The organism is Martinezella calliandrae (assembly GCF_030272695.1).
Lineage (GTDB): Bacteria > Pseudomonadota > Alphaproteobacteria > Rhizobiales > Rhizobiaceae > Rhizobium > Rhizobium calliandrae.
The window spans coordinates 17,254-41,118 of sequence record NZ_JARFYN010000004.1 but is presented as its reverse complement, the minus strand read 5'-3'; the positions used below and the strand labels follow the sequence as shown (position 1 = coordinate 41,118).

The following is a 23,865-nucleotide window of genomic DNA, read 5'->3' as shown; positions in this document are numbered from 1 at the left end:
GTCAGGCCGCCTTGCTCTCACCGCCAGGATTCATCATTTCCTGTTCGACCGCATCGATCGACGGACGTTCATAGGAGGAAATGGTCTTGCGGCCGTATTCGAGCGCCACCTGCGGTACGGAGCCGTTCATGTAGGCAAGCAGCGTCTGCTTGACGATCACGTAGAGGCGGTGCTGCTTGCTGCGTACCACCTTGATCTGCGACACCAGTGGGGCGCAAACGGAGTAGGAAAGCAGAATGCCGAGGAAGGTGCCGACCAGCGCCGAGCCGATGAGGTGGCCGAGCACTTCGGGCGAATCGTTGATGTGGCTCATGGCCTTGATGACGCCGAGAACGGCCGCGACGATACCTATGGCAGGGAAAGAATCGCCCATGATCGTGATCGAATGATAGGGCTTCATCTTGTCATGCAGGATGGTGTTGATTTCCTCGTCCATCAGCGCCTCTATTTCATGCGAGCGGGCATTGCCGATGATGATGAGGCGGACATAATCGCAGATGAAGGCCGTCAGTTCCTTGTTCTTCAGCACCGTTGGAGCAGCCTGGAAGATTATGGACTCGTCCGGATTGTCGATGTGGGCTTCGATTTCGTTGCGTGACTTGGTGCGCAGGTCCCGCATCAGCGCATAGAGCACGCCGAGCGTGTCGAGGTAGTTCCGTTCCTTCGGGACCGAGTGCTTGAAGGCTTCGCCCAGCGCCTTGCCGGAATCCTTCACGACCTTCATCGGATTGGCCATGATGAAGCCGCCGATGCCGGCACCTGCGATGATGACAAACTCGAAGGGCTGGAACAGCGCGTCCACATGCCCACCCATCGCCATGAAGCTGCCAATGATGCAGCCGCAGGTCACTACAAATCCGATAATAATATTCATCGCCAGTCCACACCTGAACGTTGCTTCCTCAGATCAAGTAGGGGACTTGCCTTGCGTGAGGCTGTTCGGCGGCCACCGCACAAGCTTTTCGCGGTGTCAGCTTCGCACAAGCCAATGCAGGCAGAGTGTCGGGTAAGGGCATCCACGCCCGGCTAACGACATGTCGGAGCGCCGCAATATCTGGCGTTTCCATTCCCGTTATTCTCCAATGTCCGGAGGGCGTTGAAAATGCAGTCTGGTATTTATGTGGCGCTGTCATCGCAGATGGCGCTTGAGCGGCGTTTGACAACGATCGCCGACAACATGGCCAACGTGAACACGACGGGTTTCCGCGGCACCGAGGTCAAGTTCAATCAAGTGCTCAGCAATACCGAAAACAAGCTCAACGCCAGAGTCGCCTTCGTCTCGCAAGGCAATGACTATCTCTCCACCGACAACGGCGAACTGGAAAACACCGGCAATCTCTTCGATTTCGCCGTCAAGGGCGATGCTTGGTTCGGTCTCAACACGCCGGCCGGTCTGGTCCTGACGCGCGACGGACGCTTTACCATGACCGATAGCGGCGCGCTGGTTTCCGAGCGCGGCTATCCCGTGCTCGATCCCGGTGGCGCGCCGATCCAGCTCGATCCCGGCGGTGGTGCACCGACCGTCTCGTCGGATGGTACGGTCTCGCAAAACGGCAAGCAGGCCGGCCAGATCGGCCTTTACAGCGCTGACATCAGCAAGGGTTTCCTGCGCTACGACAATAGTGGCGTACTGGCGACGGACCCGCCGAAGCCTATCGTCGACCGTTCCAACGTTGGTGTCGCCCAGGGCTATCTCGAAAACTCCAACGTCAACGGCATGCGGGAAATGACCCAGCTGATCGAAGTCAGCCGTGCCTTCGACAATATCTCGACGCTCACGAATAACAGTGAAGGCACGCTCACGGATGCGATCAAGACCCTCGGCGGCAGCCAGTAAGAAGGTCGGATCATGTTCGAGGATGGAATGCCCGAAGGCGCGATGTCGCCGAAGCTTTCACTTATGGGCGCGTTGGCCGGGCAATATATGATGGCCGAAAACACGGTCGCCGACGGTGGCCATGTGCGCACCATCGCGGCTGGGCACTATACAGTCGCTGGTCTTTCCAGGCATGTGCGTCTAGGCGAATTCGTCGCCCATCGTTCCTCCACTGGCATCCATCTCGGTGAAGTCGTCCGCGTTGAGCCGGAGCTGACCTATGTCTGTCCGATCGAGCCGGGTGAGCCGATCGGTATTCACGATACCGTCATCCGCAAGGGGGCCTTCCGCATTGCGCCGTCGGATAGCTGGTGCGGACGCACGATCAACTCGCTGGGCGAGCCGATCGACGGTCTCGGACCACTGACGGCAGGCACGATTTCGCGTTCGATCTCCAATACCGCGCCGCCTTCCATGACGCGCAAACGCGTCGAGACGGGCTTCAAGACCGGCGTCCGCGCGATCGACATCTTCTCGCCGCTCTGCCTTGGTCAGCGTCTCGGCATCTTTGCCGGTTCTGGCGTTGGCAAGTCGACATTGCTGTCAATGCTGGCCAGGGCCAATGCTTTCGACAAGGTGGTGATTGCACTGGTCGGCGAACGTGGCCGCGAAGTCCGCGAATTCATCGAGGACACGCTCGGTTCTCACATGCAGAAGTCGATCGCCGTCGTCGCGACCAGCGACGAGAGCCCGATGCTGCGCAAGATGGCGCCGTTGTCGGCCATCACGATCGCCGAACATTTCCGCGATCAGGGCGACAACGTGCTGTTGATCGTCGACAGTGTCACCCGCTTCGCCCACGCCATCCGCGAGGTCGCGACCGCGTCCGGCGAGCCGCCGATCGCACGTGGTTACCCGGCCTCGGTCTTCACCGAACTACCGCGCCTTCTGGAACGCGCGGGCCCGGGGCCGGAAGGCACAGGCACGATCACTGCGATCATCTCCATCCTCGTCGACGGCGACAATCACAACGATCCGATTGCCGATTCCACCCGCGGCATACTCGACGGCCATATCGTTCTCCAACGCAGTCTTGCGGAGGAGGGGCGCTATCCGCCGATCGACCCACTGGCCTCAGTCTCGCGCTTGGCGCGTAAGGCCTGGACGCCGGATCAGGAAAAGCTGGTTTCCCGCCTGAAGGCACTGGTGCATCGTTTCGAGGAAACCCGAGATCTCCGCTTGATCGGCGGATACCGCCAGGGCGCCGACCCGGATCTCGACATGGCCATCCGTCAGGTGCCGCTCATCTACGAGATATTGAAACAGACCCCCGCCGAGCGGCCTTCGGCCGATGCCTTCACCGATCTCGCGACCGCCTTGAAAAACGGCCAAGTCGCGACCGCCCAACCTAGAGCGAGATGAGGTTTCGGTAAAACGTCATTCGCTCCAGTGATTTTATTTCACATGATCCTGTTCGAAACCGTTTCATGATTTCGGAACCGTACCCAGAGAGGCTAGACGTGAGAGAATCCGATGCAGACGAACCGGTCGCTCCGCTGAAGCCGGCGAGAAGGCGGACCCTAACCGACAAGGTCCTGGCGGGCACCGGTCTGGTACTCGCTGGCATCTCGGCCTTCTTCCCCTGGTATGTGTTTTTGAACCCCGACAAATTCGGCATTCATGTTGCCGAGGGCGATCATGCTCGTGATCTGCCGAACTGGCCTGGGCGCGAGATCGTCAACGTCTCGCCGCTTGCGATGGTCAACAAGAATCCGAATGCGCCTAAGCAGATGATTCCCGATCCGCTGACGACGGCAACGACCAGCAGTCTCGGGGCTGAGGACGACAAGGGCATGGCGGCAGAGGATCAGCCATTCCCCGGCAAATCGCCGTTCCATCTACTGCACGTCGCAAACGGCCGGGCGCTGATCGAGGATGACACCGGCATGTATGTCGTGCGCGTCGGCTCGATCTTGCCCGATAACAGCCGTCTGGCGACGATCGAGCAGCGCGACGGAAAGTGGGTCATCGTAACGTCCACCGGCGATGTCTACGGCCATGACTGAGAGCCCGCAATCGCCTGCGTACCAAGCTTTTTAAAGACTTTAGCAAGAACGCATCCCCCGCAAGTCCCACGCAAGATTATCCCTCTAGGGTCCCTGCTGTAAGAACGGAGAGAAGCCTATGCAACCCATTCAGCTCTTTGACCTGGCCTCGCGGCAAGCCGAGTGGCTCCAGGTTCGCCAGGAGGTCGTTGCCGGCAACATCGCCAATGCCAATACCCCGAAGTACCGCGCCAAGGACGTTACGCCGTTTCAAGCCGTTCTCGACAACCAGAATATCGGCATGGCGAAGACCAACGCGGCGCATTTCTCGGGCAATGAATTCAGTGACAGCGGCGACGTCAATGTCGAAGAGGCCTCGCTCAACCAAGAAATCGGCGTCCAGGAGTCGGGTAACACCGTCGGCCTGGAAGACGAGCTCGCCAAATCCGGCGATATCCAGCGCCAGTACGGTTTGAACACTGCGCTGGTCAGCTCCTTTCATCGCATGATGTTGATGACCGTAAAACAATAGATGAAGTGAAGATGTCATGGATCCTTTATCAGCCGCATTGAAGATTGCGGGCTCCGGCCTGGAGGCACAATCGACCCGCCTGCGCGTTGTTTCCGAAAATATTGCCAATGCCCGTTCGACCGGCGACACCCCCGGCTCCGATCCCTATCGCCGAAAGACGGTGACCTTCGGCGCCGAGGTCGATCGCGCCAATGGCGTGACCACGGTCGGCGTGAAGAAGATGGGCGAAGACACCGGCAAGTTCATCGAGGAATACGACCCAGACAATCCGGCGGCGGACACGAAGGGCTATGTCAAAATGCCCAACGTCAACATTCTCGTCGAAATGGCCGATATGCGCGAAGCCAATCGTTCCTATGAGGCCAATCTGCAAACGATCAAGCAGTCGCGCGATCTCATCAACTCCACCATTGATCTCTTGAAGAATGCACAATGATTGACGCTATCAAGAATGTCGCCTCTCTCTCGGCGGTCCGCGGTCTCGGCAGCATCGCTACGGACCAGAGCTCCACTTCGACCAACGCACTGGCGTCGACGCCGGGGACGACGCTCGGGAACGCGACGGGAGCCAGCTTTGCCTCGGTCATGTCAAACGTGGCGAAAGACTCCATCAATACGTTGAAGGAAGCCGAAAACGCCTCCTTCGCCGGCATCAAGGGCACGATGAGCACACGCGAAGTGGTCGATAAGGTCATGCAGGCGGATCAGACGTTGCAGACGGCGATCGCGCTACGCGACAAGGTGGTCACCGCCTTTCTCGATATTACGAAAATGCAGATTTAGGGCGGGTGGTCTCGCTCCCGCTCCCATTAATTGATTTGGCATGATCATATTGAAAAGCTGCCTGGCGGCTTTCGGGATCATGCCCTAGCTCGAAGGACGAAGGCATGAGAGCGCTCGCTATTGCCGCGACAGGCATGGACGCCCAGCAGACCAATCTCGAAGTCATCGCGAACAACATTGCGAACATCAATACGACGGGCTACAAGCGTTCCCGCGCCGAGTTCTCGGACCTTCTGTACCAGACCGAACGGGCCAAGGGCATCGCCAACCGACCGAACCAGGCCGTGGTGCCGGAAGGCGCCAATATCGGTCTTGGCGTGCAGACGACGGCGGTCCGCAACATCCAGATCCAGGGCGAACTGTCGCAGACGCAGAACGATCTCGACGTCGCGCTGGTCGGACGCGGCTGGTTCCAGATCCGGATGCCGGACGGCACGACGGCCTATACGCGCGCCGGCTCGTTCAACAAGAGCGACACCGGCCAGATCGTCACGGCCGACGGCAATGTGTTGGAGCCGGGGATTACGATCCCGAACAACGCCAGCAATATCGTCATCAACGAATCCGGCCAGGTCTCGGCAACGATCGGCACCGCCACGACGCCGACCGTTCTCGGTCAGCTTCAGATCGCCAACTTCGTCAACGAAGCCGGTTTGCAGCCGATGGGAAGCAACCTCTTCACCCAGACGCCGGCCTCCGGCGATCCCGTCGTCTCCGATCCCAATACGAACGGCTTCGCCTACATGAAGCAGGGCTATCTGGAATCGTCGAACGTCGATCCGGTCAAGGAAATCACCGACCTGATCACCGCGCAGCGTGCCTATGAGATGAATTCCAAGGTCATCACCACCGCCGACGACATGGCGCAGATCGTCAGTAAAAATCTGAAGTAACGAGAGGACGGGCCGAACATGAGGTTTCGCCGGATGAAAAGCTTAGCAATGGCCTGGCTCGCCGCAGCGAGCCTCTCCGTCATGTTCGTGTCGGTCGATCCCGCTGGTGCAACGGGTACCGACGCGACAAGCCTCGGGACCGCCGTCGTGCCGACCGAGGTGATTTATCCCGGTGATATCATCAGCAGCGGCCAGCTCGAAGAGGTCGACGTCACCAACCCGAACCTGACTGGCGATTACGCCAAACGAATCCGGGACGTAACGGGCTTGGTGTCGAAACGCACGCTTCTGCCCGGCCGAACCATCTCCATTTCCGCGTTGCGCGAACCCTATGCGGTGACACGCGGCTCCAATGTCCGCCTGGTCATGAACATGGGCAGCATGACGATCACCGCGGCCGGAACGCCGCTGGATGACGGCGCGGTCGGCGACAGCGTGCGCGCCCGCAATCTGGACTCGGGCATCATCGTCAACGGCACGGTCCTCGAAAACGGCACCATCCGCGTGGTCGCAAAATGAGAAGTCTTCGTCATTTTCTCGCGGTCTTGCTGGCCTTGCCCAGCCTGGTCGTCGGCAATCCAGCCCTGGCGATGCAATCGCGCATCAAGGACATCGCCTCATTGCAGGCAGGACGCGACAACCAGTTGATCGGTTACGGCTTGATCGTCGGCCTCCAGGGGACCGGCGATAGTCTGCGTTCCTCACCATTTACCGAACAGTCCATGCGCGCAATGCTGCAGAACCTCGGCATTTCGACGCAGGGCGGCCAGTCTGCCGCCAAGAACACCGCCGCCGTCATGGTGACGACCAACCTGCCGCCCTTCGCAAGCCCGGGCAGCCGCATCGATGTAACGGTCAGTTCGCTGGGCGACGCAACGTCGCTGCGCGGCGGCACGCTGATCATGACCTCGCTCAGCGGCGCAGACGGCCAGATCTATGCCGTGGCGCAGGGGTCGGTCATCGTCTCGGGTTTCCAGGCGCAAGGGGCCGCCGCCAGCGTTACCGAAGGCACCACGACCGCCGGCCGCGTGCCGGGCGGCGCCATCATCGAGCGCGAGCTGCCCTCGCGTTTCAAGGATTCCGTCAATCTTGTGCTGCAACTTCGCAATCCGGATTTCTCCACCTCGATCCGCATTGCCGATACCGTCAATGCCTGGGCAACTTCGCATTTCGGCGCTCCGATCGCCGAAGCCAAGGATTCGCAGGAGGTTGCGATCGCGAAGCCGAAGATGGCCGACCTGACGCGGCTGATGGCGGATATCGAAAATCTCGACGTCCAAACCGATACGCCGGCCAAAGTGGTCATCAACGAGCGCACCGGAACGATCGTTATCGGCGCCGATGTCCGTGTCTCGCCGGTCGCTGTCAGCTACGGAACCCTAACTGTGCAGGTGAGCGAGAACCCGCAAGTGATCCAGCCAGAACCCTTCTCGAACGGGCAGACCGCCGTTCAGGATCAAACGGATATCACGGCAACCAAGAGCGGCGGCCGTGTCGCCGTGCTTGAAGGTCCTGACTTGAAAACTCTGGTCTCCGGGCTGAACAATATCGGCGTCAAGCCCGACGGCATCATAGCAATCCTGCAAGGCATCAAATCGGCCGGCGCGCTGCAAGCGGAGCTCGTTCTGCAATGACAACGTTCGTTATCGCCAAGAAAATGTTGACGTCCTGCCGTGCTGCGGTGGCTCCCGCCATGACTGCATTGCTGCTGTCGGCCTATGCCGCGGCGGCGCAGGAGGTGCCGAAGCCTGTCGTCGACCCTGCATCCAGCCAGGACGAGATCAGACAGTTTTGCACCAATATCGCCGATCCTGCCCGCGACCAGCGGTATCTGTTGCAGAAGCAGGAACTTGAAAAGCTGCAGGCCGATGTCAACCAGCGCATTGCCACCATGGACCAGCGCAAGGCGGAATACGAAGACTGGTTGAAGCGGCGCGACGATTTCCTGAAGACCGCCGATTCCGGTCTGGTCGACATCTACAAGAACATGAAGCCCGATGCGGCAGCGGCGAGCCTTGACCAGGTGAAAGTCACCGTGGCCGCCGCGATAATCATGAAGCTCTCGCCGCGCCAGTCGAGTCTTATTCTGGCGGAGATGGACGCGCAGAAAGCCGCTGTTGTCACCAACATCATCTCCAGCGCGTCCGATCCGAATACATCGAAGTCGAAGGACCCCTCATGAACATGCGTCTTACGGCCACGTGCGCAGTCGTCGTTTTCCTCGCCGGTTGTCAGTCGCAGGCTCTCAGGGAAATCGGCAGGGCGCCTGCCATGAGCCCGATCGGCAGCGGCCTGCAATATGCGCAGACGCCGCAGATGCTGCAGTATCCGAAACGGCCGCATCAGGTGGCGCAGGGTTACTCGCTCTGGAATGATTCGCAGGCCGCCCTTTTCAAGGATGCACGTGCCCTGAATGTCGGCGATATCCTGACGGTCAATATCTCGATCAACGACAAGGCCAACTGGGATAACGAGACCAATCGTAGTCGCACGAACAAGAGCGACTTGAACTGGAACATCACCGCCAAGATCTTTGGTTGGCAGCCCGCCACAAATGGCGACGCAACCTCCGGCTCCGACACCAGCACCGACGGCAAGGGCAAGATGCAGCGCTCCGAGCAGATCACTCTGCTGGTCGCCGCCGTCGTCACCGGCGTTCTCGAGAACGGCAATCTGATGATCAGCGGCTCCCAGGAAGTGCGCATGAACCAGGAGATTCGTATCCTGAATGTCGCCGGCATCGTTCGGCCGCAGGACGTCACGTCTGATAACACGATCTCCTACGACAAGATCGCGGAAGCACGCATCTCCTACGGCGGCCGCGGCCGTCTGACGGAAATACAGCAGCCGCCGCGCGGGCAACAGGCGGTCGATCTGCTGTCGCCGCTCTGACGGCCGGAAAGCACGTGGCATTTTGTTAACAGACGGATAGAGACATGGCAGCAGCTGCAGACGCACCGGCAAATGGCAAGGGATCGCCGCTGGTCATGATGATTGTCGGCCTATTGGTCTTAACGATCCTTGGCGGCGGTGGCGGCTGGTTCCTCGGCACCATGATCACGCCGAAGATCAAGACGGCGACCGCCGTGGTAAAGGCCGCTCCGCAGACCCCAACCGGCGAAAAACAAGCTACGGCGGCTGCTGAGGCGAATGGCATCGTCCAGCTCGATCCGATCACCACCAATCTTGCGTATCCTTCCCAAAACTGGATCAGGCTGGAAATCGCGTTGATGTTCAAGGGCCCGCCGGACCAGCAGCTCGCCGAGGCCATCCATCAGGACATTCTCGCCTATGTCCGCACCGTCTCGCTGCAGCAGATCGAAGGTCCGCGCGGCTTCCAATATCTTCGGGATGACATACAGGAACGTGTTGACCTACGCTCGGAAGGACGGGTATCGAAAGTTATGTTCAGAACTTTCGTGATCGAATGATTCGATTATTACTTGCTTTGTTAATATTAGTGTTTGCTGCATTTTCGCCCGAACTGGCGATGGCGCAGCAATTGCCGCAGCAATTCCCAACAGATCTCTTGAATGTCCCGGTGAACGGGTCTGTTGCCGCTTGGATCATTCGCACCTTCGGGCTGTTGACGATCCTGTCGATTGCGCCTGGCATCCTCATCATGGTGACGAGTTTTCCGCGATTTATCATCGCGTTCTCGATCCTGCGTTCGGGCATGGGCCTGGCGACCACGCCGTCGAACATGATTTTGCTCAGCCTTGCCTTGTTCATGACCTTCTACGTCATGTCGCCGACCTTTGATCAGGCCTGGAAGGATGGCGCGCAGCCGCTGCTTGCCAATCAAATTTCGGAAGCAGATGCGGTTCAGCGCATCGCGGAGCCTTTCCGCATTTTCATGTCCAACAACACGCGCGACAAGGACATCAAGCTCTTCGTCGATCTGGCGCAGGAGCGCGGGCAGACGGTGGTCGTCGACAACAAGATCGATTACCGCGTGCTGATCCCGGCCTTCATGATATCGGAAATCCGACGTGGTTTTGAAATCGGCTTTCTGGTCGTTCTGCCGTTCTTAGTCATCGACTTGATCGTTTCCACCATCGTCATGGCGATGGGCATGATGATGCTGCCGCCGACATCGATCTCGCTGCCCTTCAAGATCCTTTTCTTTGTGCTGATCGACGGCTGGAACCTTTTGGTCGGCAGCCTTGTGCGCTCGTTCCATTAGAGCGCCGTGCGTTCATTTGAGCGTACAAAGGTCGCTCTAGTCTTTTGAATCCAGAGCTTCTTATCCGGTTCCAGGTGATTCCACCTGAAAGCAGGATGCTCTGATCGCCAGCCGCCGGCGTGACAGTCATCAGGAACGGAATTCCCGATGACTGCAGATCCTTATTCCGCGGCGATCGCCGCCGCATCCAGACTTTCGACCAGGAACGGCTCGGTGCGTACCGGCAGCGCCGGCACGTCCATGTGATCCGGGCCGAGGCCTTGTCTGGCGCGTCCGACCATCATTTCGTAGGCCGTCTCCAGGTGATGGGTGAAGCGCTCGGCGTCAAAAAGCGGCTTTATGTAGCGATTGACCGCCAATGTTTCCTTGAACGCGGCAACCCGCTCCGGATGGCCGGCAAGTTCGACGGCCATGTCTTCATAGGCCTGGACATTGGCGGCCACCAGTTCCGGCACGCCGATGGCGGTGAGCAGGCTTTCGCTCACGCGTGAGGCAAAGTTCGTGCCCTTGATCGTGAGGACCGGCAAGCCGCCCCAGAGCTGTTCCGAGGTGGTCGTGTGGCCGTTCACGGGGAAGGTGTCGAGACCGAGATCGGCAAGCTGTTGGCGGTCGATGTGATCCTCATATTGGATACGCGTGGTGAAGACGATGCGCTTGCGGTTGATGCCGCGCGCTTCGAGGCGCGCCCAGAGATTGGCCTCCGCGCGAGGACCGTTGCAGAGCAGCCAGAGTACGCTGTTCTTGGTGCGCTTCAGGATGTTGCACCACACATCGATCATGTGCGAGGTGATCTTGCGGTTGCCGTTGAACGAGGCAAACACGAAGGCATCTTCCGGCAGCTCATGCTGCGCACGGGTCGTCGCCCGCGGCTTCGGACGATAGAGCGGGTCGTTCGGTTGATAGCATTCGGGCAGGCGGCAAAACTTCTCGTGGAAATGCGGCTTGGAATGGTCAGGCAGGACGTAGGGGTCACCGATGATGTAGTCGAGGTCGATGTTGACCGCCGAGCCTGGAAAACCGAGCCAGGCCGTCTGGATCGGTGCGGCCATATGATTGAGGATGCGGACGCGGCTATCCTTGGTATGTCCTTTGAGGTCGACCAAGATGTCGATCCCGCGAGCGCGAATTGCCTCTGCCGCTGCCAGGTCTGAAAGGCTGCGGATATCGACCATTGTGCCCCACCTCGAATAATCGAATTCTTCCTTGCGCTGTGACGCCAAGGGCGAATGGTCGAAGAGGGTAATCTCGAATCGATTCCTGTCGTGCAGTTCCAATATCCGCTGCAGGAGCTTCATTGTCGCATGGCTCGGCCAGAAATCCGATGAGAGATAGCCTATGCGAATCTTGTCGCCCCAGGTATGCGGCGCCTTGCGGCGCGCCTCGGCGTGTCCGGCGGGCAGCGACACCGTGTCGTGTACCGCAAACTTGTTGATCGCCTCGTCGCCGCACCAGTGCAGATGGAAGAAGGGATTATCCGGTCTGACATAGTCAAGGTTTCCCTTGGCGACTGCCGTCTGAATCGGCGCCATATGCTTGTCGACCATTGCGAGATCGGAAAATTCGCGGGCAAATATCAAATAAAGCGTGCGAAAGATGATGTTGTCGGGGTGTTTCTTGAAGAGCGTAGCGACGATGTGCCGGTTGCCTTCGTCGTAGAGGTCATCCGTCAATAGCTTAGCGGCCATCATTCGATGTTTGAGCTCCGGTCCCTCGACGAGGACCGTCTTGAAGCCAGCCAGCAAATCCCTTTGCTGACGGCTCAGAAAGATGCTGGAGAGGGCATAGGCAAGCTCCGGATCCTTGAGCGCCTGAGGCAGGATCAAGTTTCCGATCGAAAGCGTAGCGTCCTCGTCGCCGCTGGCAAAATGCAACAGCAAGGCTTCCCGCAGGTAGTCTTCACGGTAAGGCTTTTGCCTGCCCGCCAGTTCATATGACTTCGCCGCGTCCGATTTGAAACCGAGCTTGAGCAGCGTCTTTGCGAGCAAGGCATAGGTCTTCGGCGATGTATCGAAATTGAGCAACTCATTCAGTGTTTCGAGCGCACGTGTATACTGCCCCTTTTGATAGAGGCTGGACGCTGCCGCAAAGGTGTTTTTCGTATTCACGAGCGAGAACTCCGAGCGAACATTGAATAGCCCCGGCAAAAGGCCGAGGACTGTCATCATAGATTCGTGGAATAATTGCCCACGTAGCTTGCCTGAAACCGAAGCACCTGTGACGCCATACCTTTACGCCTCGTTAGCTACGTTCAGGTTGGCCATTTTCATGGGTTCCGTGTTTAAGAAATTCGCAAGTAATGCATGCGAGTTTACCTGCGACATGACGGGTTTGGTCCGCCAGGAATGGGGCCGAGGAGCATGAAGCCGCTCCGTCATCGCCGGTATTTAAAGTCCGGTATGTCCTCCATTTCGTATTCAGTTTCCAGGGGACACACTCATGACCAGCATTGTAACCAACAATTCCGCTATGGCCGCTCTGCAGACGCTGCAAGGCATCCAAAGCAACCTGCAGCACACCCAGAACGCCGTTTCGTCTGGCCTGCGCATCTCCAAGGCTTCCGATAATGCCGCCTATTGGTCGATCGCCACCACGATGAAGTCCGACACCAGCGCTATCGGCGCCGTTTCCGACGCCCTCGGCCTCGGAGCAGCCAAGGTCGACACGGCTTCTACCGCTGTTACCAGCTCAATCGATATCGTCAGCCAGATCAAGTCCAAGCTTGTCACTGCCATGGAAGGCTCGGTCGACAAGGGTCAGGTTCAGCAAGAAATCGGCCAGCTGCAGCAGCAGCTGGAGAGCGTCGCTCAGTCCGCTTCGTTCAACGGCGAAAACTGGGTCATGGCTGCCAACGGCGACTCCGCCTCGGTCGTTTCGTCCTTCATCCGTGGCACCAACGGCAGCGTTTCGGTCAGCACGACCTCCTACAAATTCGACACCGGCGCAACGGGCAACGTTCTGTTTGGCGCGAATGGAGGTTCGATCACGACCTCTTCGGGTATTCTCGGTACCCAGACGACCATCGGCGGCAGCCAGTTCTCTGTTTTCAGCCTCAACATCACCAGCATGACCTCCGGCGAAATCTCCAGCGCTCTGAACATGGTCCAGACCGCTCTGAACTCCATGACCAGCATGGGTTCGAAGCTCGGCTCGATCTCCAGCCGTATCGACCTGCAGACGAACTTCGCTTCGTCGCTGTCTAGCTCGATCGAATCGGGCGTTGGCAAGCTCGTTGATGCCAACATGGAGCAGGAATCGAGCAAGCTCTCTGCTCTGCAGACGCAGCAGCAGCTGGCTATCCAGTCGCTCTCGATCGCAAACTCCTCGACGCAGTCGATCCTGTCGCTGTTCCGTTAAGAAGAAGGACTGGCGCCCGACGCCAGCCGAATTTCTAAACAACAAGTTAACCGCGCCTCCCTAAGGCGCGGTTTTTTTTATATTTTTATGCCCAGGCCGGTTCAGGTTTTCTTAACTATATTGCTGTTTTCTAAGACCATTGAAACGGCGAGTTAACCTTAACAGATTGGGTTAACAGGCATGATGCTGAGTGCCGTTACCGGTTTTTAGGTCCGGAATGTCCCTTATCAACCGCCGCCAAAGGGGCAAAATATTATGACGAGCATCCTTACCAACAACGCCGCAATGGCCGCCCTGCAGACGCTGCGCGGCATCAGCTCCAACCTGCAGAGCACGCAGAACGCCGTTTCCTCCGGCCTGCGCATCTCCAAGGCTTCCGATAATGCCGCCTATTGGTCGATCGCCACCACGATGAAGTCCGACAACAGCGCTATCGGCGCCGTTTCCGACGCCCTCGGCCTCGGTGCGGCCAAGGTCGACACGGCAACCACCGCTGTCACCAGCGCCCTCGACATCGTCAGCCAGATCAAGTCCAAGCTTGTCACTGCCATGGAAGGCTCGGTTGACAAGGGTCAGGTTCAGGAAGAAATCGGCCAGCTGCAGCAGCAGCTGGAGAGTGTCGCTCAGTCCGCTTCGTTCAACGGCGAAAACTGGGTTGTGGCTGCCAGCGGCGACTCCGCCTCGGTCGTTTCGTCCTTCATCCGTGGCACCAACGGCACCGTTTCGGTCAGCACGACCTCCTACAAGTTCGACTCCAGCGCAACGGGCAACGTTCTGTTCGGCTCGAACGCCGGCACGATCCAAACCACATCTGGCATTCTCGGCACCGTGGATAGCACGGTCGGCGCTTCGGTCTTCAGTCTCAACATCACCGGCATGACCGGCGGGCAGATTTCCAGCGCCCTCAACATGGTTCAGACCGCTCTGAACTCCATGACCAGCATGGGTTCACGTCTCGGCTCGATCTCGACCCGCATCGACCTGCAGACAACCTTTGCTTCCTCGCTCTCCAATGCGATCCAGTCGGGCGTTGGCAAGCTCGTCGATGCCAACATGGAAGCGGAATCGAGCAAGCTCTCTGCTCTGCAGACGCAGCAGCAGCTGGCCGTCCAGTCGCTCTCGATCGCCAACTCCTCGACACAGAACATCCTGTCGCTGTTCCGTTAATAAGAAGAACGGCGCGTCGCACCGGCCGAAATTCCGAACCAGCAGACCAACCGCGCCTCCCCAAGAGGCGTGGTTTTCCTTTTCAACTTGCCTCTGCGTCGGCTTTCTTGTTCCGCACGGCATTGACGAAAGCGTCAAACAACTTGCGCATGGCAACCTGCTTGTAGGGATAGATGTCGGGGCTATCCATGTTGTGGACCACCATCGCCACATCGAGTTCAAAAACCAGAAGGCGTCCGTCGGGAAGTTCCGCACAATCGATGCCGAAATAATCAAGCCCGATGTGACGATAGAGCGCCGCGAAACTCTCCTCGTGGCGGATCGCGAAATCCGTATCGAAATTCTCCATCCAAGCCTGTTCGACCGCGCGCTTGACTGGGCTTTCCGCCATGCCGGCGCTGAGGTAATGCACGATCCAATGCTCGGAAAGCGCCATATGGCTGGCGAACGCCTTTCCGTTCATGAATACGACGCGTTGCTTGTTGTATAAGCCGTCCGGACCGCTGAAATCGATGAAGGGCGCGACATAGAGTTCGGGCGCAGGCTGTGTGTCAAGCCAGGCAGCCAATCCCGGGATGTCGCTGATGCGCTCCATCCCGTTGCCGGCATGGGTACTGATCGGGCGAACGACAAGCGGAAATGAAAGCCCCGGTGCGCATTCGTCCAAGGCTTTTATGCCCGCACCGACAGCAACGAGGTCCTCCCGGGGCACGCGATAGGTGCTCGGCGACAGAATGGAGGGCTCGCTGGCCAGCATGCCGCTGACGCCGTCGCGCGTGAGCCGGCTAATCAGTTCCGGGTTATTGTTCATGATGGGGCCGTCATAATCGGCCAGCAGCGTCTGCATCCGTGCGAGCACCGGGACATTCTCGGTAGATTCGCCGATCGCCATGAACGCGACGTCGTGGTCCGGCAAATCCGTGAGGTTGGTCGTTTCGGGATCCACGTAATGCAACCAAAGAATGCAGTCGCTGCCCTCCAGCAGGAAATCCAGCGGCGTGTTCGCCATGAAATTGCCCTGAGTCACGAAGGCCAGCAGCCGAGGTCCCTGTCCGTTTCCATGGACGACGCAAAAGTCGCGTTTCAATTCCACCGCACGCCGAAGAACTTGCTGCGCCTCATCGGAGCGACCAAGGGTCTGCAGGATCGTCGCCAGGTCGAAAAGCGCCGCCGCATCGGCACTATCAGCGCCGATGCGCTGCATCAACTCGTTCCAAAGCGGCGTCACGTCCGCGCCGGCATAGATCAGAGACACGATCCTCTGCATGCCCAGGATTCGGCTGGCGCCTCCGATTTCGTCAGGGGTGCGATCGGCAACGAGGCCGGATGTCATCAGCATTGGTGCAAATCCTGTCGAGAACCGAGTTTCAGAACACCGTTTATCAGCGCATCGATGTCCGCCTGCCGCGTACGGTGGTTTACAATGGCGGCGCGGATTGCCGTCTGCCCGTTCAGATGGGTGAGCGACGGAGCAACGCGGCCTTCCGCGTGGAGGCGCTCCACGATCCGTGCATTGACCTCCGACGACGCATCGCCTGCAAGACCCACATACCCAAAGCAAACGATATTGAGCGCGACCGGCGCCAGGAGCCGCAAGGCAGGTTCCTGCTCGACTCTCTGGGCCAGGGCCCGCGCCAGCGCGCAGTTGGCGGCCATGGAATCTCCCAAGGCTTTGACGCCATAGGTCTTAAGGGTGAACCAGGTCTTGAGTGCACGAAAACCGCGTGACAGGTCCGGGCCATAGTCGCAGGGCCACCAGTCACCACCCGCGAGGCCGGAGGCGGTGCGACTGAGATATGCGGCCTCCGAGGCAAATGTTTGGCGTTGCCATGCGCTGTCGCGAACGAGGAGGAAGCCTGCGTCATAAGGCACCTGGCCCCATTTATGGAAATCGAACGCGAGCGAATCGCAGGACTCGATGCCGGTGAAGAGATGCGCGAGATCATCGGCCAGGATGCCCAGGGCTCCCAACGCACCGTCGACGTGAAAATGAAGCTCATGAACGTCGGCGACGCCACGCAAGGCGATGAGATCGTCGACCGCACCGGTGTTCACCGTCCCCGCGCTTCCGATGACCAGAAACGGCGTATGCCCTTGTTCCTTATCGCGCATGATGGCGCGTTCGAGGGCCGCAACATCGATCTGCCCGGCGGCATTGGCCGGGATGCGTCTCAGTTGATTGCTGCCGATACCGGACATCTCAAATGCGCGCGGCACGCAACCATGCACTTCGCTCGATGCGTAAGCCACCAGCCGCTGTTCGTTGGATAGACCTTGCGCTCGGAGACTTGCGCCGAGCTTCCTGCTCCTTGCGAGCAGGACGGCGACAAAATTGGCCTGTGAGGTGCCGGTCAGGAACAGGCCGCCGGCGGTGTCCGGAAACGAGAATATTTGCTGCGTCCACCGGATGATCTGGCGCTCGACCTCGATCGGCATGTGATCGCGTCCACCGAGATTGGCGTTGAGGCCGCCGGCTAGCATCTCCGCCAACATACCCGTGGCCGTTCCGCCACCCTGTACCCAGCCCATGAATCCGGAGTGGATATTGCCGCTGCCATACGGAAGGATGTTGTCACGGAATATGGCATGGACATCCGCCAGATCGGTCGCCTCGACGGGCACCGGTGCGTCGAATAATGCGCGCGCAGCCGACGGCGCCGGTTGCCAGACGGGTTTTTCCGAAAGCGTTTCCAGATGATCAAGCATGTCGTCCAGCATCCGATGGCCCTGCTTGCGCAAGGTTTGCCAGTCGTCGGGGTCAAGGCCTGTCCGCTGACGGGGTGCATCCCACGGCAATCCGCTGTCCTGTAAACTTAACATGTCGACCCCGTATTGGCTGAATGTACCACTCGCAACCGCGCCGCTTTCCGGCCCGACAGTTGTCGGATAGTGCCGATCTTATGCTTGCCAAGATGGCGCGAAGCTGACCTGATGCGCCGATCGCCCCCTCGAAATATGGGGTTGTAGACGAGTGCCTGCCTCCGCTGGTTGAGACGCAAGTAGAGTTCGGGACGCTGCGTAAGTCGCGAGTGCGCTCCAAAACTATGGTTTTGTTAACTTTCCGGCTTCATTGTTAACTTTTTATTAAGTCTAATGTTGTCATCTGCGACGAACGCAACGGTTGGTTAACTTCTCCTAAGAGCCGGTTAACAGGCATGACGCTGATTGCCGTTCCCGGACGAAGACCGGAATGTCCCTTTCAATTTCAGCCACAAGGGGCACTTTTCCATGACCAGCATTCTGACCAACGACGCGGCAATGTCCGCCCTCCAGACGCTCCGCTCGATCAACAATAATTTGGAAGATACCCAGAACCGCGTCTCCTCGGGCTATCGTGTCTCCAAGGCCTCCGACAATGCCGCCTATTGGTCGATCGCTACGACCATGCGCTCCGATAACAGCGCGCTTTCCGCCGTCTCTGACGCGCTGGGTCTCGGCGCCGCCAAGGTCGACACCGCCTATACGGCAATGGACAACTCCATCAGTGTCGTCCAGCAGATCAAGGACAAGCTTGTCGCCGCGACGGAAAATAGCGTCGACAAGGCACATGTTCAGGAAGAGATCTCGCAGCTTCAGCAGCAGCTTGAGAGCATCGCGCAGTCCGCTTCGTTCTCGGGGCAGAACTGGATGATCGGAGCCAATGGCGCTTCCGCGTCGGTCGTGTCCTCCTTCGTCCGCAACAGCGACGGCACGGTCGAGGTCAATAGCACAAGCTACACATTCGATTCGGGATCGCAAGGCAACGTCATATTCGGCGCCAATCCGGACGGCACGATCGACACCAGCTCCGGTATCCTCGGCACCACGCAGGACATCAACGGCAGCGCCTATTCCGTCTTCAGTCTTAACATCACCGCTATGACAAGCGGCGACATCGGCCAGTCGATGAACCTGGTGCAATCGGCTCTCAACGCGATGACGAGCACCGCCTCGCAACTGGGTTCGCTGTCAACCCGCATCGACCTGCAGACCAGCTTCGTTTCGACGCTGCGCGATACGATCGACTCCGGTGTCGGTAAGCTTGTCGATGCGAATATGGAAGAGGAATCGAGTAAGCTCTCGGCTCTGCAGACACAGCAGCAATTGGCGATCCAGTCGCTGCAGATCGCCAACAACAGCGCGCAGAACGTTCTGGCGCTCTTCAAGTGAGCCTTGACCGGAGCTTACGTTAGGAGAGTGCGGCGGCGTTTCTCTCTTGCCGCCGCGCATAAGCTTTTGTTAACCTCCCCGGGTAACTGATTTGCAGTATTTGCGCAGAGCCAGCCCGGTGTTCGACGGAATTCGTTGGAACCGATTTCAAGGCTTTATTTTAGCGACGGGCCGCGTTGGGATCATTCCCGCTGGCGGGCATGAGGCCGATCGTTGCTGCCGGATCGGTCCGGTCTGCCGTTTCCCAATAGATTTACGGATTTTCCGATGAGCAATGTGACGACGAACCCCGCCGCCCTGGCCGCGCTGACCGTATTGCGCGGCGTCAATAAAGATCTCGGTGTCGTGCAGGAACAGGTTACATCCGGCCTCCGCGTCGAGAACGCGAGTGATAATCCGACCTATTGGTCGATGTCGAAGACTATGCAGACGGACCGGAACAGTCTTTCCACCATCACAGACGCGCTCGGCCTCGGCGCCTCAAAGGTCGACACTGCCTCCACCGCCATGGATACGGTTGTCAATCTCATCACCCAGATCCAGGCCAAACTTGTTTCGGCCAAGGAGCCGGGCACCGACAAGCCCGCGGTCAATGCGGACATTCAACAGCTCAAGAACCAACTGCAGTCGGTTACGCAGTCCGCATCCTTCTCCGGTGAGAACTGGCTCTACAACTCCAATGCGCAGCCCGATACCAAGCAGTCTGTGATCAGCAATTTTACGCGCGGTCCGGGCGGCCAAGTCAATCTGGAAACGGTCAATTACGATAGTTCGCAAACCCTGATGATCGACACCGCCGACGCGAGCCGCGGGTTGCTGACAAAGAATGTCGACGCGAGCACGTTCGACACGTCCGGCGGAACGTCGGCGCCCCGCAATTACTATCTCTTGGCTGCGGATTCCGGTACAGCGCCGGCCGGTGGCATCGAAATTTCCGTTTCCGCCAGCACGACGGACGATCAGCTCACCGATATGATCAACGTGACGAACTCGCTTCTGAAGTCCGCGACCTCAGCGGATTCGACGCTAGGCGTAATGAAATCCCGTATCAATGACCAGTCGGACTACATCTCAAAGCTCAGCGATGCAATCAAGGTCAGTGTCGGCAATCTGGTCGATACCAATATGGAAGAGGCATCGGCGCGCCAGAGCGCGCTTCAGACGGCACAGCAAATGGGCGTTCAGTCGCTCTCGATCGCCAACACCATGGCAAGCAAGGTGTTGATCCTGCTTCAGGGAAAGTGAATTCCGTCTCGCGCGGCCGGGGAGGCCGCGCCCACGCATTCATCCTCGCACAAGTTTGACCCCCTACCGTCCATCGCAATGGCATGGCTGCGCTATTTTCCGGTGACGTTCGGCGTCGCGCCCGAAAAGCATGGCCGCAGGACGGAAACCGGAAGCGTGATGATCGACGTTTTGAGCATTGGAATTCGAGGGACCTGTCGGGACATCAACTCGCGGCCTTCTGCGGATGAAAACGGGAGGATGTCAGCATGAGCCCGACGCTATCCCGCTATCTCAAGGATTTCAGCGCCGAGCCGCCGCCTCCGACCCCCGGCATCCCGGATGTACCGTTCGAAGGCCCTTTGGACTTCCCGGGAAGTCCAGCGGCACCTCCGATCGATATCGAGGCAGAACGTCGCGAAGCCTATGCGGAGGGGCACGAAGCCGCGACACAGGAACTGACGCAAAGGCACCAGGCAGAACTGGACACGATCGCCACAACGCACCGAGGCGAGATGGAAGCATTGCGCGCCCGCTATGAGGAGCGTGCGGCGGAGAAGATTGCCGCTGGATTGAGAGAGCTCGCCGTGGTGCTCGGACAGGCGATCAGCGCGGAGGCGGCTGTCGCCCTTGCGCCGGTTATGACGGAAGCGCTGACCGCCAAGGCCGTCGCGGATCTCGCGGAACGGGTGACGGCGGCTATTCTCGACGGTGCGGCTGGCCCGATCACCGTCGGCGGCCCCCGTCATCTCTTCGAGCTCCTTCATACGCAAATCGGCCAAAACGGTGTTTTGTTGCGCCACGTCGAAGGCCGAGATGTCGATCTCACGGTGACCATCGGAGAGAGTGTTCTCGTGACCCGTATGTCCGCCTGGGCCGCTAGCCTGAAAGAGATTCTGAAATGAGCGACGGCGATCAAAATCAAGGCAAACACGAGATCATCATCGTCAAACGGCATGGTGGCGGCGATCATGAAGGCGGCCATGGTGGCGCATGGAAGATCGCTTATGCCGACTTCATGACGGCAATGATGGCCTTCTTTCTGGTGATGTGGCTTGTGAATGCCGCAAACGAAGAGACGAAGGCCTCGGTCGCCTCCTATTTCAATCCGATCAAGCTCGCCGATGAAAAGCCGACGGAGAAGGGGCTGAAGAAGCCCGTCGACCAGGCCGACGGACAAAAGAACCAGGCGAAGTCGAAGAACAAGGAAGACGATCCGAACGACGGCAAGTCCGCCAAGACCGGCGAGGACCAGACCTCGACTTCGGGCGACCAGACCAACTATTCCGAAGCTGATTTCTTCGAGAATCCTTATTCGGTTCTGGCCGAAATCGCGCAGCAGGTCGGGCAGCAAGCCAATGTCAGCGCCAAGGGCGAGGGAGGTGCCGCCCAGTCGGGTCCCGCGACGGGCGCGGACGGCGGCCAAGCCTATCGCGATCCTTTCGACCCGGATTTCTGGACCAAGCAGGTTCAGGTTTCCAGTGCCTCGAAGAAGGCGGACGAAGAACAGGACGCAAAATCCGACAAGTCGCCGAAGGGCGAAGTGATTGCCCTCTCCAAGGCGACCGCCGCCGATTCCGGTCAGCCGGCCACCGAACAGCAGACTCCAGAAGAGCAGCCGACGCTGAGCGATCAGCAAGCGCCGATGGACCAGCAGAATCCGGGCAAGGAACAGCAGGGCAAACAGGCTGCAAAGCAGGCGCCGAACCAGCAGATTGCGAGCGCTGCCGCCGAGCAAGGCGATGCCTCGACATTCGAAGACAGCGTCGCGGCGGCGCAGAACAAGGACGTTGCGCCGACGAAAGATCAGCAGCGGGACGCCAAGGACTTGCAGCAGGCGATCCAGCAGCAGATCAGCGGCGTCGCTGGTCAGCTCGCCGAAGGCCTCCAGGTCACGTCGGCTGAGGGCGGTCTTCTTGTGACGATTTCGGATCAGTCCAATGACCCGATGTTTAACATAGGATCGGCAGTTCCGCGCCAGGAGATGGTGCTGGCGATGGCGAAGATCGGCAAGGTCCTCGCGGACCGCAAGGGTTCGATCCTGATCCGCGGTCATACCGATGGGCGCCCCTATATGGTGGATGGCCACAACGACAATTGGCGCCTGTCGCTCGATCGAGCCCAGAGCGCCTATTACATGCTTACCAGTGGCGGACTGGACGAGAAACGGATTGCACAGGTTTCCGGCTTCGCAGACCGCCGGCTGAAGCTGCCGAATGATCCCTTCAATGATGCCAACCGCCGCATCGAGATCTTGATTCAGGGCGCTTCAAGCCAGGCCGCCAAGGATCAGACCGATGGCAGCAATCAGGACCCGGTCAAGCCCGTCCAGGGCAAGTCCGGCCAAGGCAAGCAGGGGTCGAGTAAACAGGGCCAAGGCAAGTCGAGCCAAGGCAAACAAGGATAGTCCATGGCGCGCACTCAGCATCGTCATAGCCTCGCGCTCGCATTGACCCTCGGCATGTTCATGCCGGGGGTCGCCCGTGCTGAGGGTCCGGGCAGCCTGCCGCCCTATAAGATGCTGCGCTCGCTCGAATTCATTCAGGATTCAGTGGTTGCGGGCGATAGCTCGGCTGGTGAGATGCAGCGTTTCATGCTGTCGACCATCGACGAGCGCCTGCGCACTGCCGACAAATCGGTCTTCGACGATAGCCGCAATGTCGATGCCGCGCTGATCTACGCAATGAGCGGCGGCAATCCGGCGACGCTGGAATATCTGATGTCGCGCGACGTCAACGGCAATTTCGATAATCGCGTCGCCGATGTCCTGAGGAAATATTTGAACGGCAAGGGGCTGTTGGTGGTCAATACGCTCGCCGATATCGCCAGGGAATATCGCGACAAGAAGATCGGCCCCTATCTCCTGCTGGTTGCCGCCAACGTTATGTCCGCCAAAAACCCGAAGGCGGCCCTTCAGCTTTATGACTGGGCGCGCTTGTCGTCGCCGGGCACTATCGTCGAGGAATCTGCCCTGCGTCGCTCCCTTGCTCTGTGCGCCGACATCGGAATGGTGCCGCAGGGCTTGAACTATGCCGAGCGCTATACGAGGCGCTTCTTGCATTCCCCCTATGCCAGCCAATTCGCCGACCTCTTCGTGCAACTCGTTGTCGATCATGACGCGGACGTCAAGCAACAGGATATTGTCGATATCCTGTCCTTCATGGACCCGCCCCGGCAACGGGAGATTTATCTGCGTATGGCGCGCCGTGCAGCGATCGCTGGCAAGGCTGATCTTGCTGCACTCGCTTCCGGCCGCGCCCAGGCGATCTCCAATGACGGCGGCGATGCTTTTGGCGCGCTGGCGAGTTTTTACGGCGGTGTTGCCGGCATATCGACGCCCGAATTGGGGGCAGCGGTTCGCAACATAGACCAGATGCCGGCCGGTGAATTGAACCAGCGGGATCGTGCGCTGCGCGACGCCGCCAAGGTGGTGGCCGACGAGATCCTGCGTGAGCCTGATCCGGCAAGCCTGACGCAAGTCTCACAGCCTAATCTGCTTAATCAAGAAAGTACTGAACACGATGCTGCTGTGACGAATCAACCTGGGGGCCAGTCCCCTGCCACGGCGGGTGTTGAGGAGGGGGCCACCGCAAAGGCGGCCCACACCCCGGAGGGAGGGAGGCAGGAGGCCGACTCTTCATTCAATGCATTCGTCACGACGAGCCGCTCGAAGCTTGACGCCATCGACGGCCTGTTGAAGCAGGAAAGTCATTGAT

At 59.1% G+C, this 23,865-nt stretch carries 24 protein-coding genes; 20 read left to right on the top strand and 4 right to left on the bottom strand.

The genetic code is table 11. The features are described from left to right. Window position 1: 1 nt before the first annotated feature. On the bottom strand, window positions 2-874 hold the full coding sequence (gene motA, locus PY650_RS04195) for a flagellar motor stator protein MotA (protein WP_285877803.1): 873 nt from the start codon (window positions 872-874) through the stop codon (window positions 2-4). Window positions 875-1,102: 228 nt separating this feature from the next. Here motA and flgF point away from each other — a divergent pair, with 228 nt between their 5' ends. The 13 genes from flgF (at window position 1,103) to fliP (ending at window position 10,255) form a co-directional block, all read left to right on the top strand. Further along, entirely contained in the window at window positions 1,103-1,837 is a 735-nt protein-coding gene (gene flgF / locus PY650_RS04190; RefSeq protein WP_285877802.1) for a flagellar basal-body rod protein FlgF, read from the top strand. Window positions 1,838-1,849: 12 nt separating this feature from the next. After that, the gene (gene fliI / locus PY650_RS04185; RefSeq protein WP_285877801.1) at window positions 1,850-3,238 is read left to right on the top strand and encodes a flagellar protein export ATPase FliI; all 1,389 of its coding nucleotides are present in this window, start codon (window positions 1,850-1,852) and stop codon (window positions 3,236-3,238) included. Between the two features lie 98 nt (window positions 3,239-3,336). After that, on the top strand, window positions 3,337-3,882 hold the full coding sequence (locus tag PY650_RS04180) for a flagellar protein (protein WP_285877800.1): 546 nt from the start codon (window positions 3,337-3,339) through the stop codon (window positions 3,880-3,882). Between the two features lie 118 nt (window positions 3,883-4,000). After that, on the top strand, window positions 4,001-4,393 hold the full coding sequence (gene flgB / locus PY650_RS04175) for a flagellar basal body rod protein FlgB (protein WP_285877799.1): 393 nt from the start codon (window positions 4,001-4,003) through the stop codon (window positions 4,391-4,393). Window positions 4,394-4,409: 16 nt separating this feature from the next. Continuing rightward, window positions 4,410-4,829, top strand: a complete 420-nt coding sequence (gene flgC, locus PY650_RS04170; protein ID WP_285877798.1) for a flagellar basal body rod protein FlgC — start codon at window positions 4,410-4,412, stop codon at window positions 4,827-4,829. Continuing rightward, a complete protein-coding gene (gene fliE / locus PY650_RS04165) occupies window positions 4,826-5,176 on the top strand; it encodes a flagellar hook-basal body complex protein FliE (protein WP_285877797.1) in 351 nt (116 codons plus the stop codon). Before flgC ends, fliE begins: the two co-directional genes overlap by 4 nt. A 104-nt stretch (window positions 5,177-5,280) precedes the next feature. Then, the gene (gene flgG / locus PY650_RS04160) at window positions 5,281-6,069 is read left to right on the top strand and encodes a flagellar basal-body rod protein FlgG (protein WP_285877796.1); all 789 of its coding nucleotides are present in this window, start codon (window positions 5,281-5,283) and stop codon (window positions 6,067-6,069) included. A gap of 33 nt (window positions 6,070-6,102) precedes the next feature. Continuing rightward, window positions 6,103-6,588, top strand: coding sequence for a flagellar basal body P-ring formation chaperone FlgA (gene flgA, locus PY650_RS04155; protein WP_432761488.1), 486 nt, complete (start codon window positions 6,103-6,105; stop codon window positions 6,586-6,588). Then, window positions 6,585-7,703, top strand: coding sequence for a flagellar basal body P-ring protein FlgI (locus tag PY650_RS04150; RefSeq protein ID WP_285877794.1), 1,119 nt, complete (start codon window positions 6,585-6,587; stop codon window positions 7,701-7,703). Before flgA ends, PY650_RS04150 begins: the two co-directional genes overlap by 4 nt. A 23-nt stretch (window positions 7,704-7,726) precedes the next feature. Further along, window positions 7,727-8,251: a MotE family protein gene (locus PY650_RS04145; RefSeq protein WP_285877944.1), complete on the top strand. Its 525-nt coding sequence runs from the start codon at window positions 7,727-7,729 to the stop codon at window positions 8,249-8,251. Beyond that, window positions 8,248-8,961 carry a flagellar basal body L-ring protein FlgH gene (gene flgH, locus PY650_RS04140; RefSeq protein WP_285877793.1) on the top strand — a complete coding sequence of 238 codons (714 nt, stop codon included), beginning with the start codon at window positions 8,248-8,250 and terminating at the stop codon, window positions 8,959-8,961. The genes PY650_RS04145 and flgH overlap by 4 nt, the downstream gene beginning before the upstream one ends. A gap of 44 nt (window positions 8,962-9,005) precedes the next feature. Further along, window positions 9,006-9,500, top strand: a complete 495-nt coding sequence (locus tag PY650_RS04135) for a flagellar basal body-associated FliL family protein (RefSeq protein WP_285877792.1) — start codon at window positions 9,006-9,008, stop codon at window positions 9,498-9,500. Beyond that, complete coding sequence (fliP, locus tag PY650_RS04130) at window positions 9,497-10,255, top strand: flagellar type III secretion system pore protein FliP (protein WP_285877791.1); 759 nt, start codon at window positions 9,497-9,499, stop codon at window positions 10,253-10,255. The genes PY650_RS04135 and fliP overlap by 4 nt, the downstream gene beginning before the upstream one ends. A gap of 161 nt (window positions 10,256-10,416) precedes the next feature. Here fliP and PY650_RS04125 read toward each other — a convergent pair whose 3' ends face one another. Beyond that, the gene (locus tag PY650_RS04125; RefSeq protein ID WP_432761487.1) at window positions 10,417-12,360 is read right to left on the bottom strand and encodes an O-linked N-acetylglucosamine transferase, SPINDLY family protein; all 1,944 of its coding nucleotides are present in this window, start codon (window positions 12,358-12,360) and stop codon (window positions 10,417-10,419) included. 331 nt (window positions 12,361-12,691) lie between these two features. Here PY650_RS04125 and PY650_RS04120 point away from each other — a divergent pair, with 331 nt between their 5' ends. Next, window positions 12,692-13,609 (top strand): flagellin N-terminal helical domain-containing protein, encoded by a 918-nt coding sequence (locus tag PY650_RS04120; RefSeq protein WP_285877789.1) that lies wholly within the window; start codon window positions 12,692-12,694, stop codon window positions 13,607-13,609. 255 nt (window positions 13,610-13,864) lie between these two features. Beyond that, window positions 13,865-14,776, top strand: coding sequence for a flagellin N-terminal helical domain-containing protein (locus PY650_RS04115; protein ID WP_285877788.1), 912 nt, complete (start codon window positions 13,865-13,867; stop codon window positions 14,774-14,776). Window positions 14,777-14,858: 82 nt separating this feature from the next. Here the strand turns inward: PY650_RS04115 and PY650_RS04110 are convergent, their stop codons facing one another. Continuing rightward, window positions 14,859-16,115 carry an ATP-grasp domain-containing protein gene (locus PY650_RS04110; RefSeq protein WP_285877787.1) on the bottom strand — a complete coding sequence of 419 codons (1,257 nt, stop codon included), beginning with the start codon at window positions 16,113-16,115 and terminating at the stop codon, window positions 14,859-14,861. Next, on the bottom strand, window positions 16,109-17,596 hold the full coding sequence (locus PY650_RS04105) for a pyridoxal phosphate-dependent decarboxylase family protein (protein WP_285877786.1): 1,488 nt from the start codon (window positions 17,594-17,596) through the stop codon (window positions 16,109-16,111). Before PY650_RS04105 ends, PY650_RS04110 begins: the two co-directional genes overlap by 7 nt. A 408-nt stretch (window positions 17,597-18,004) precedes the next feature. Here PY650_RS04105 and PY650_RS04100 point away from each other — a divergent pair, with 408 nt between their 5' ends. From PY650_RS04100 to motC, 5 genes are all read left to right on the top strand, one after another. After that, entirely contained in the window at window positions 18,005-18,925 is a 921-nt protein-coding gene (locus tag PY650_RS04100; RefSeq protein WP_285877785.1) for a flagellin N-terminal helical domain-containing protein, read from the top strand. Window positions 18,926-19,192: 267 nt separating this feature from the next. Beyond that, complete coding sequence (locus PY650_RS04095; RefSeq protein WP_285877784.1) at window positions 19,193-20,170, top strand: flagellin N-terminal helical domain-containing protein; 978 nt, start codon at window positions 19,193-19,195, stop codon at window positions 20,168-20,170. Window positions 20,171-20,418: 248 nt separating this feature from the next. Further along, window positions 20,419-21,054 (top strand): hypothetical protein, encoded by a 636-nt coding sequence (locus PY650_RS04090; protein WP_285877783.1) that lies wholly within the window; start codon window positions 20,419-20,421, stop codon window positions 21,052-21,054. Next, window positions 21,051-22,556, top strand: a complete 1,506-nt coding sequence (locus PY650_RS04085) for a MotB family protein (protein WP_285877782.1) — start codon at window positions 21,051-21,053, stop codon at window positions 22,554-22,556. The genes PY650_RS04090 and PY650_RS04085 overlap by 4 nt, the downstream gene beginning before the upstream one ends. A 3-nt stretch (window positions 22,557-22,559) precedes the next feature. Next, window positions 22,560-23,864: a chemotaxis protein MotC gene (motC, locus tag PY650_RS04080; RefSeq protein WP_285877781.1), complete on the top strand. Its 1,305-nt coding sequence runs from the start codon at window positions 22,560-22,562 to the stop codon at window positions 23,862-23,864. Window position 23,865: the final 1 nt, after the last annotated feature.

Coding starts and splice junctions, on each gene's coding strand:
- motA (WP_285877803.1), bottom strand. CDS start 874: ATGAATATTATTATCGGATTTGTAGTGACCTGCGGCTGCATCATTGGC.
- flgF (WP_285877802.1), top strand. CDS start 1,103: ATGCAGTCTGGTATTTATGTGGCGCTGTCATCGCAGATGGCGCTTGAG.
- fliI (WP_285877801.1), top strand. CDS start 1,850: ATGTTCGAGGATGGAATGCCCGAAGGCGCGATGTCGCCGAAGCTTTCA.
- flgB (WP_285877799.1), top strand. CDS start 4,001: ATGCAACCCATTCAGCTCTTTGACCTGGCCTCGCGGCAAGCCGAGTGG.
- flgC (WP_285877798.1), top strand. CDS start 4,410: ATGGATCCTTTATCAGCCGCATTGAAGATTGCGGGCTCCGGCCTGGAG.
- fliE (WP_285877797.1), top strand. CDS start 4,826: ATGATTGACGCTATCAAGAATGTCGCCTCTCTCTCGGCGGTCCGCGGT.
- flgG (WP_285877796.1), top strand. CDS start 5,281: ATGAGAGCGCTCGCTATTGCCGCGACAGGCATGGACGCCCAGCAGACC.
- flgA (WP_432761488.1), top strand. CDS start 6,103: ATGAAAAGCTTAGCAATGGCCTGGCTCGCCGCAGCGAGCCTCTCCGTC.
- PY650_RS04150 (WP_285877794.1), top strand. CDS start 6,585: ATGAGAAGTCTTCGTCATTTTCTCGCGGTCTTGCTGGCCTTGCCCAGC.
- PY650_RS04145 (WP_285877944.1), top strand. CDS start 7,727: ATGTTGACGTCCTGCCGTGCTGCGGTGGCTCCCGCCATGACTGCATTG.
- flgH (WP_285877793.1), top strand. CDS start 8,248: ATGAACATGCGTCTTACGGCCACGTGCGCAGTCGTCGTTTTCCTCGCC.
- PY650_RS04135 (WP_285877792.1), top strand. CDS start 9,006: ATGGCAGCAGCTGCAGACGCACCGGCAAATGGCAAGGGATCGCCGCTG.
- fliP (WP_285877791.1), top strand. CDS start 9,497: ATGATTCGATTATTACTTGCTTTGTTAATATTAGTGTTTGCTGCATTT.
- PY650_RS04120 (WP_285877789.1), top strand. CDS start 12,692: ATGACCAGCATTGTAACCAACAATTCCGCTATGGCCGCTCTGCAGACG.
- PY650_RS04115 (WP_285877788.1), top strand. CDS start 13,865: ATGACGAGCATCCTTACCAACAACGCCGCAATGGCCGCCCTGCAGACG.
- PY650_RS04110 (WP_285877787.1), bottom strand. CDS start 16,115: ATGCTGATGACATCCGGCCTCGTTGCCGATCGCACCCCTGACGAAATC.
- PY650_RS04105 (WP_285877786.1), bottom strand. CDS start 17,596: ATGTTAAGTTTACAGGACAGCGGATTGCCGTGGGATGCACCCCGTCAG.
- PY650_RS04100 (WP_285877785.1), top strand. CDS start 18,005: ATGACCAGCATTCTGACCAACGACGCGGCAATGTCCGCCCTCCAGACG.
- PY650_RS04095 (WP_285877784.1), top strand. CDS start 19,193: ATGAGCAATGTGACGACGAACCCCGCCGCCCTGGCCGCGCTGACCGTA.
- PY650_RS04090 (WP_285877783.1), top strand. CDS start 20,419: ATGAGCCCGACGCTATCCCGCTATCTCAAGGATTTCAGCGCCGAGCCG.
- PY650_RS04085 (WP_285877782.1), top strand. CDS start 21,051: ATGAGCGACGGCGATCAAAATCAAGGCAAACACGAGATCATCATCGTC.
- motC (WP_285877781.1), top strand. CDS start 22,560: ATGGCGCGCACTCAGCATCGTCATAGCCTCGCGCTCGCATTGACCCTC.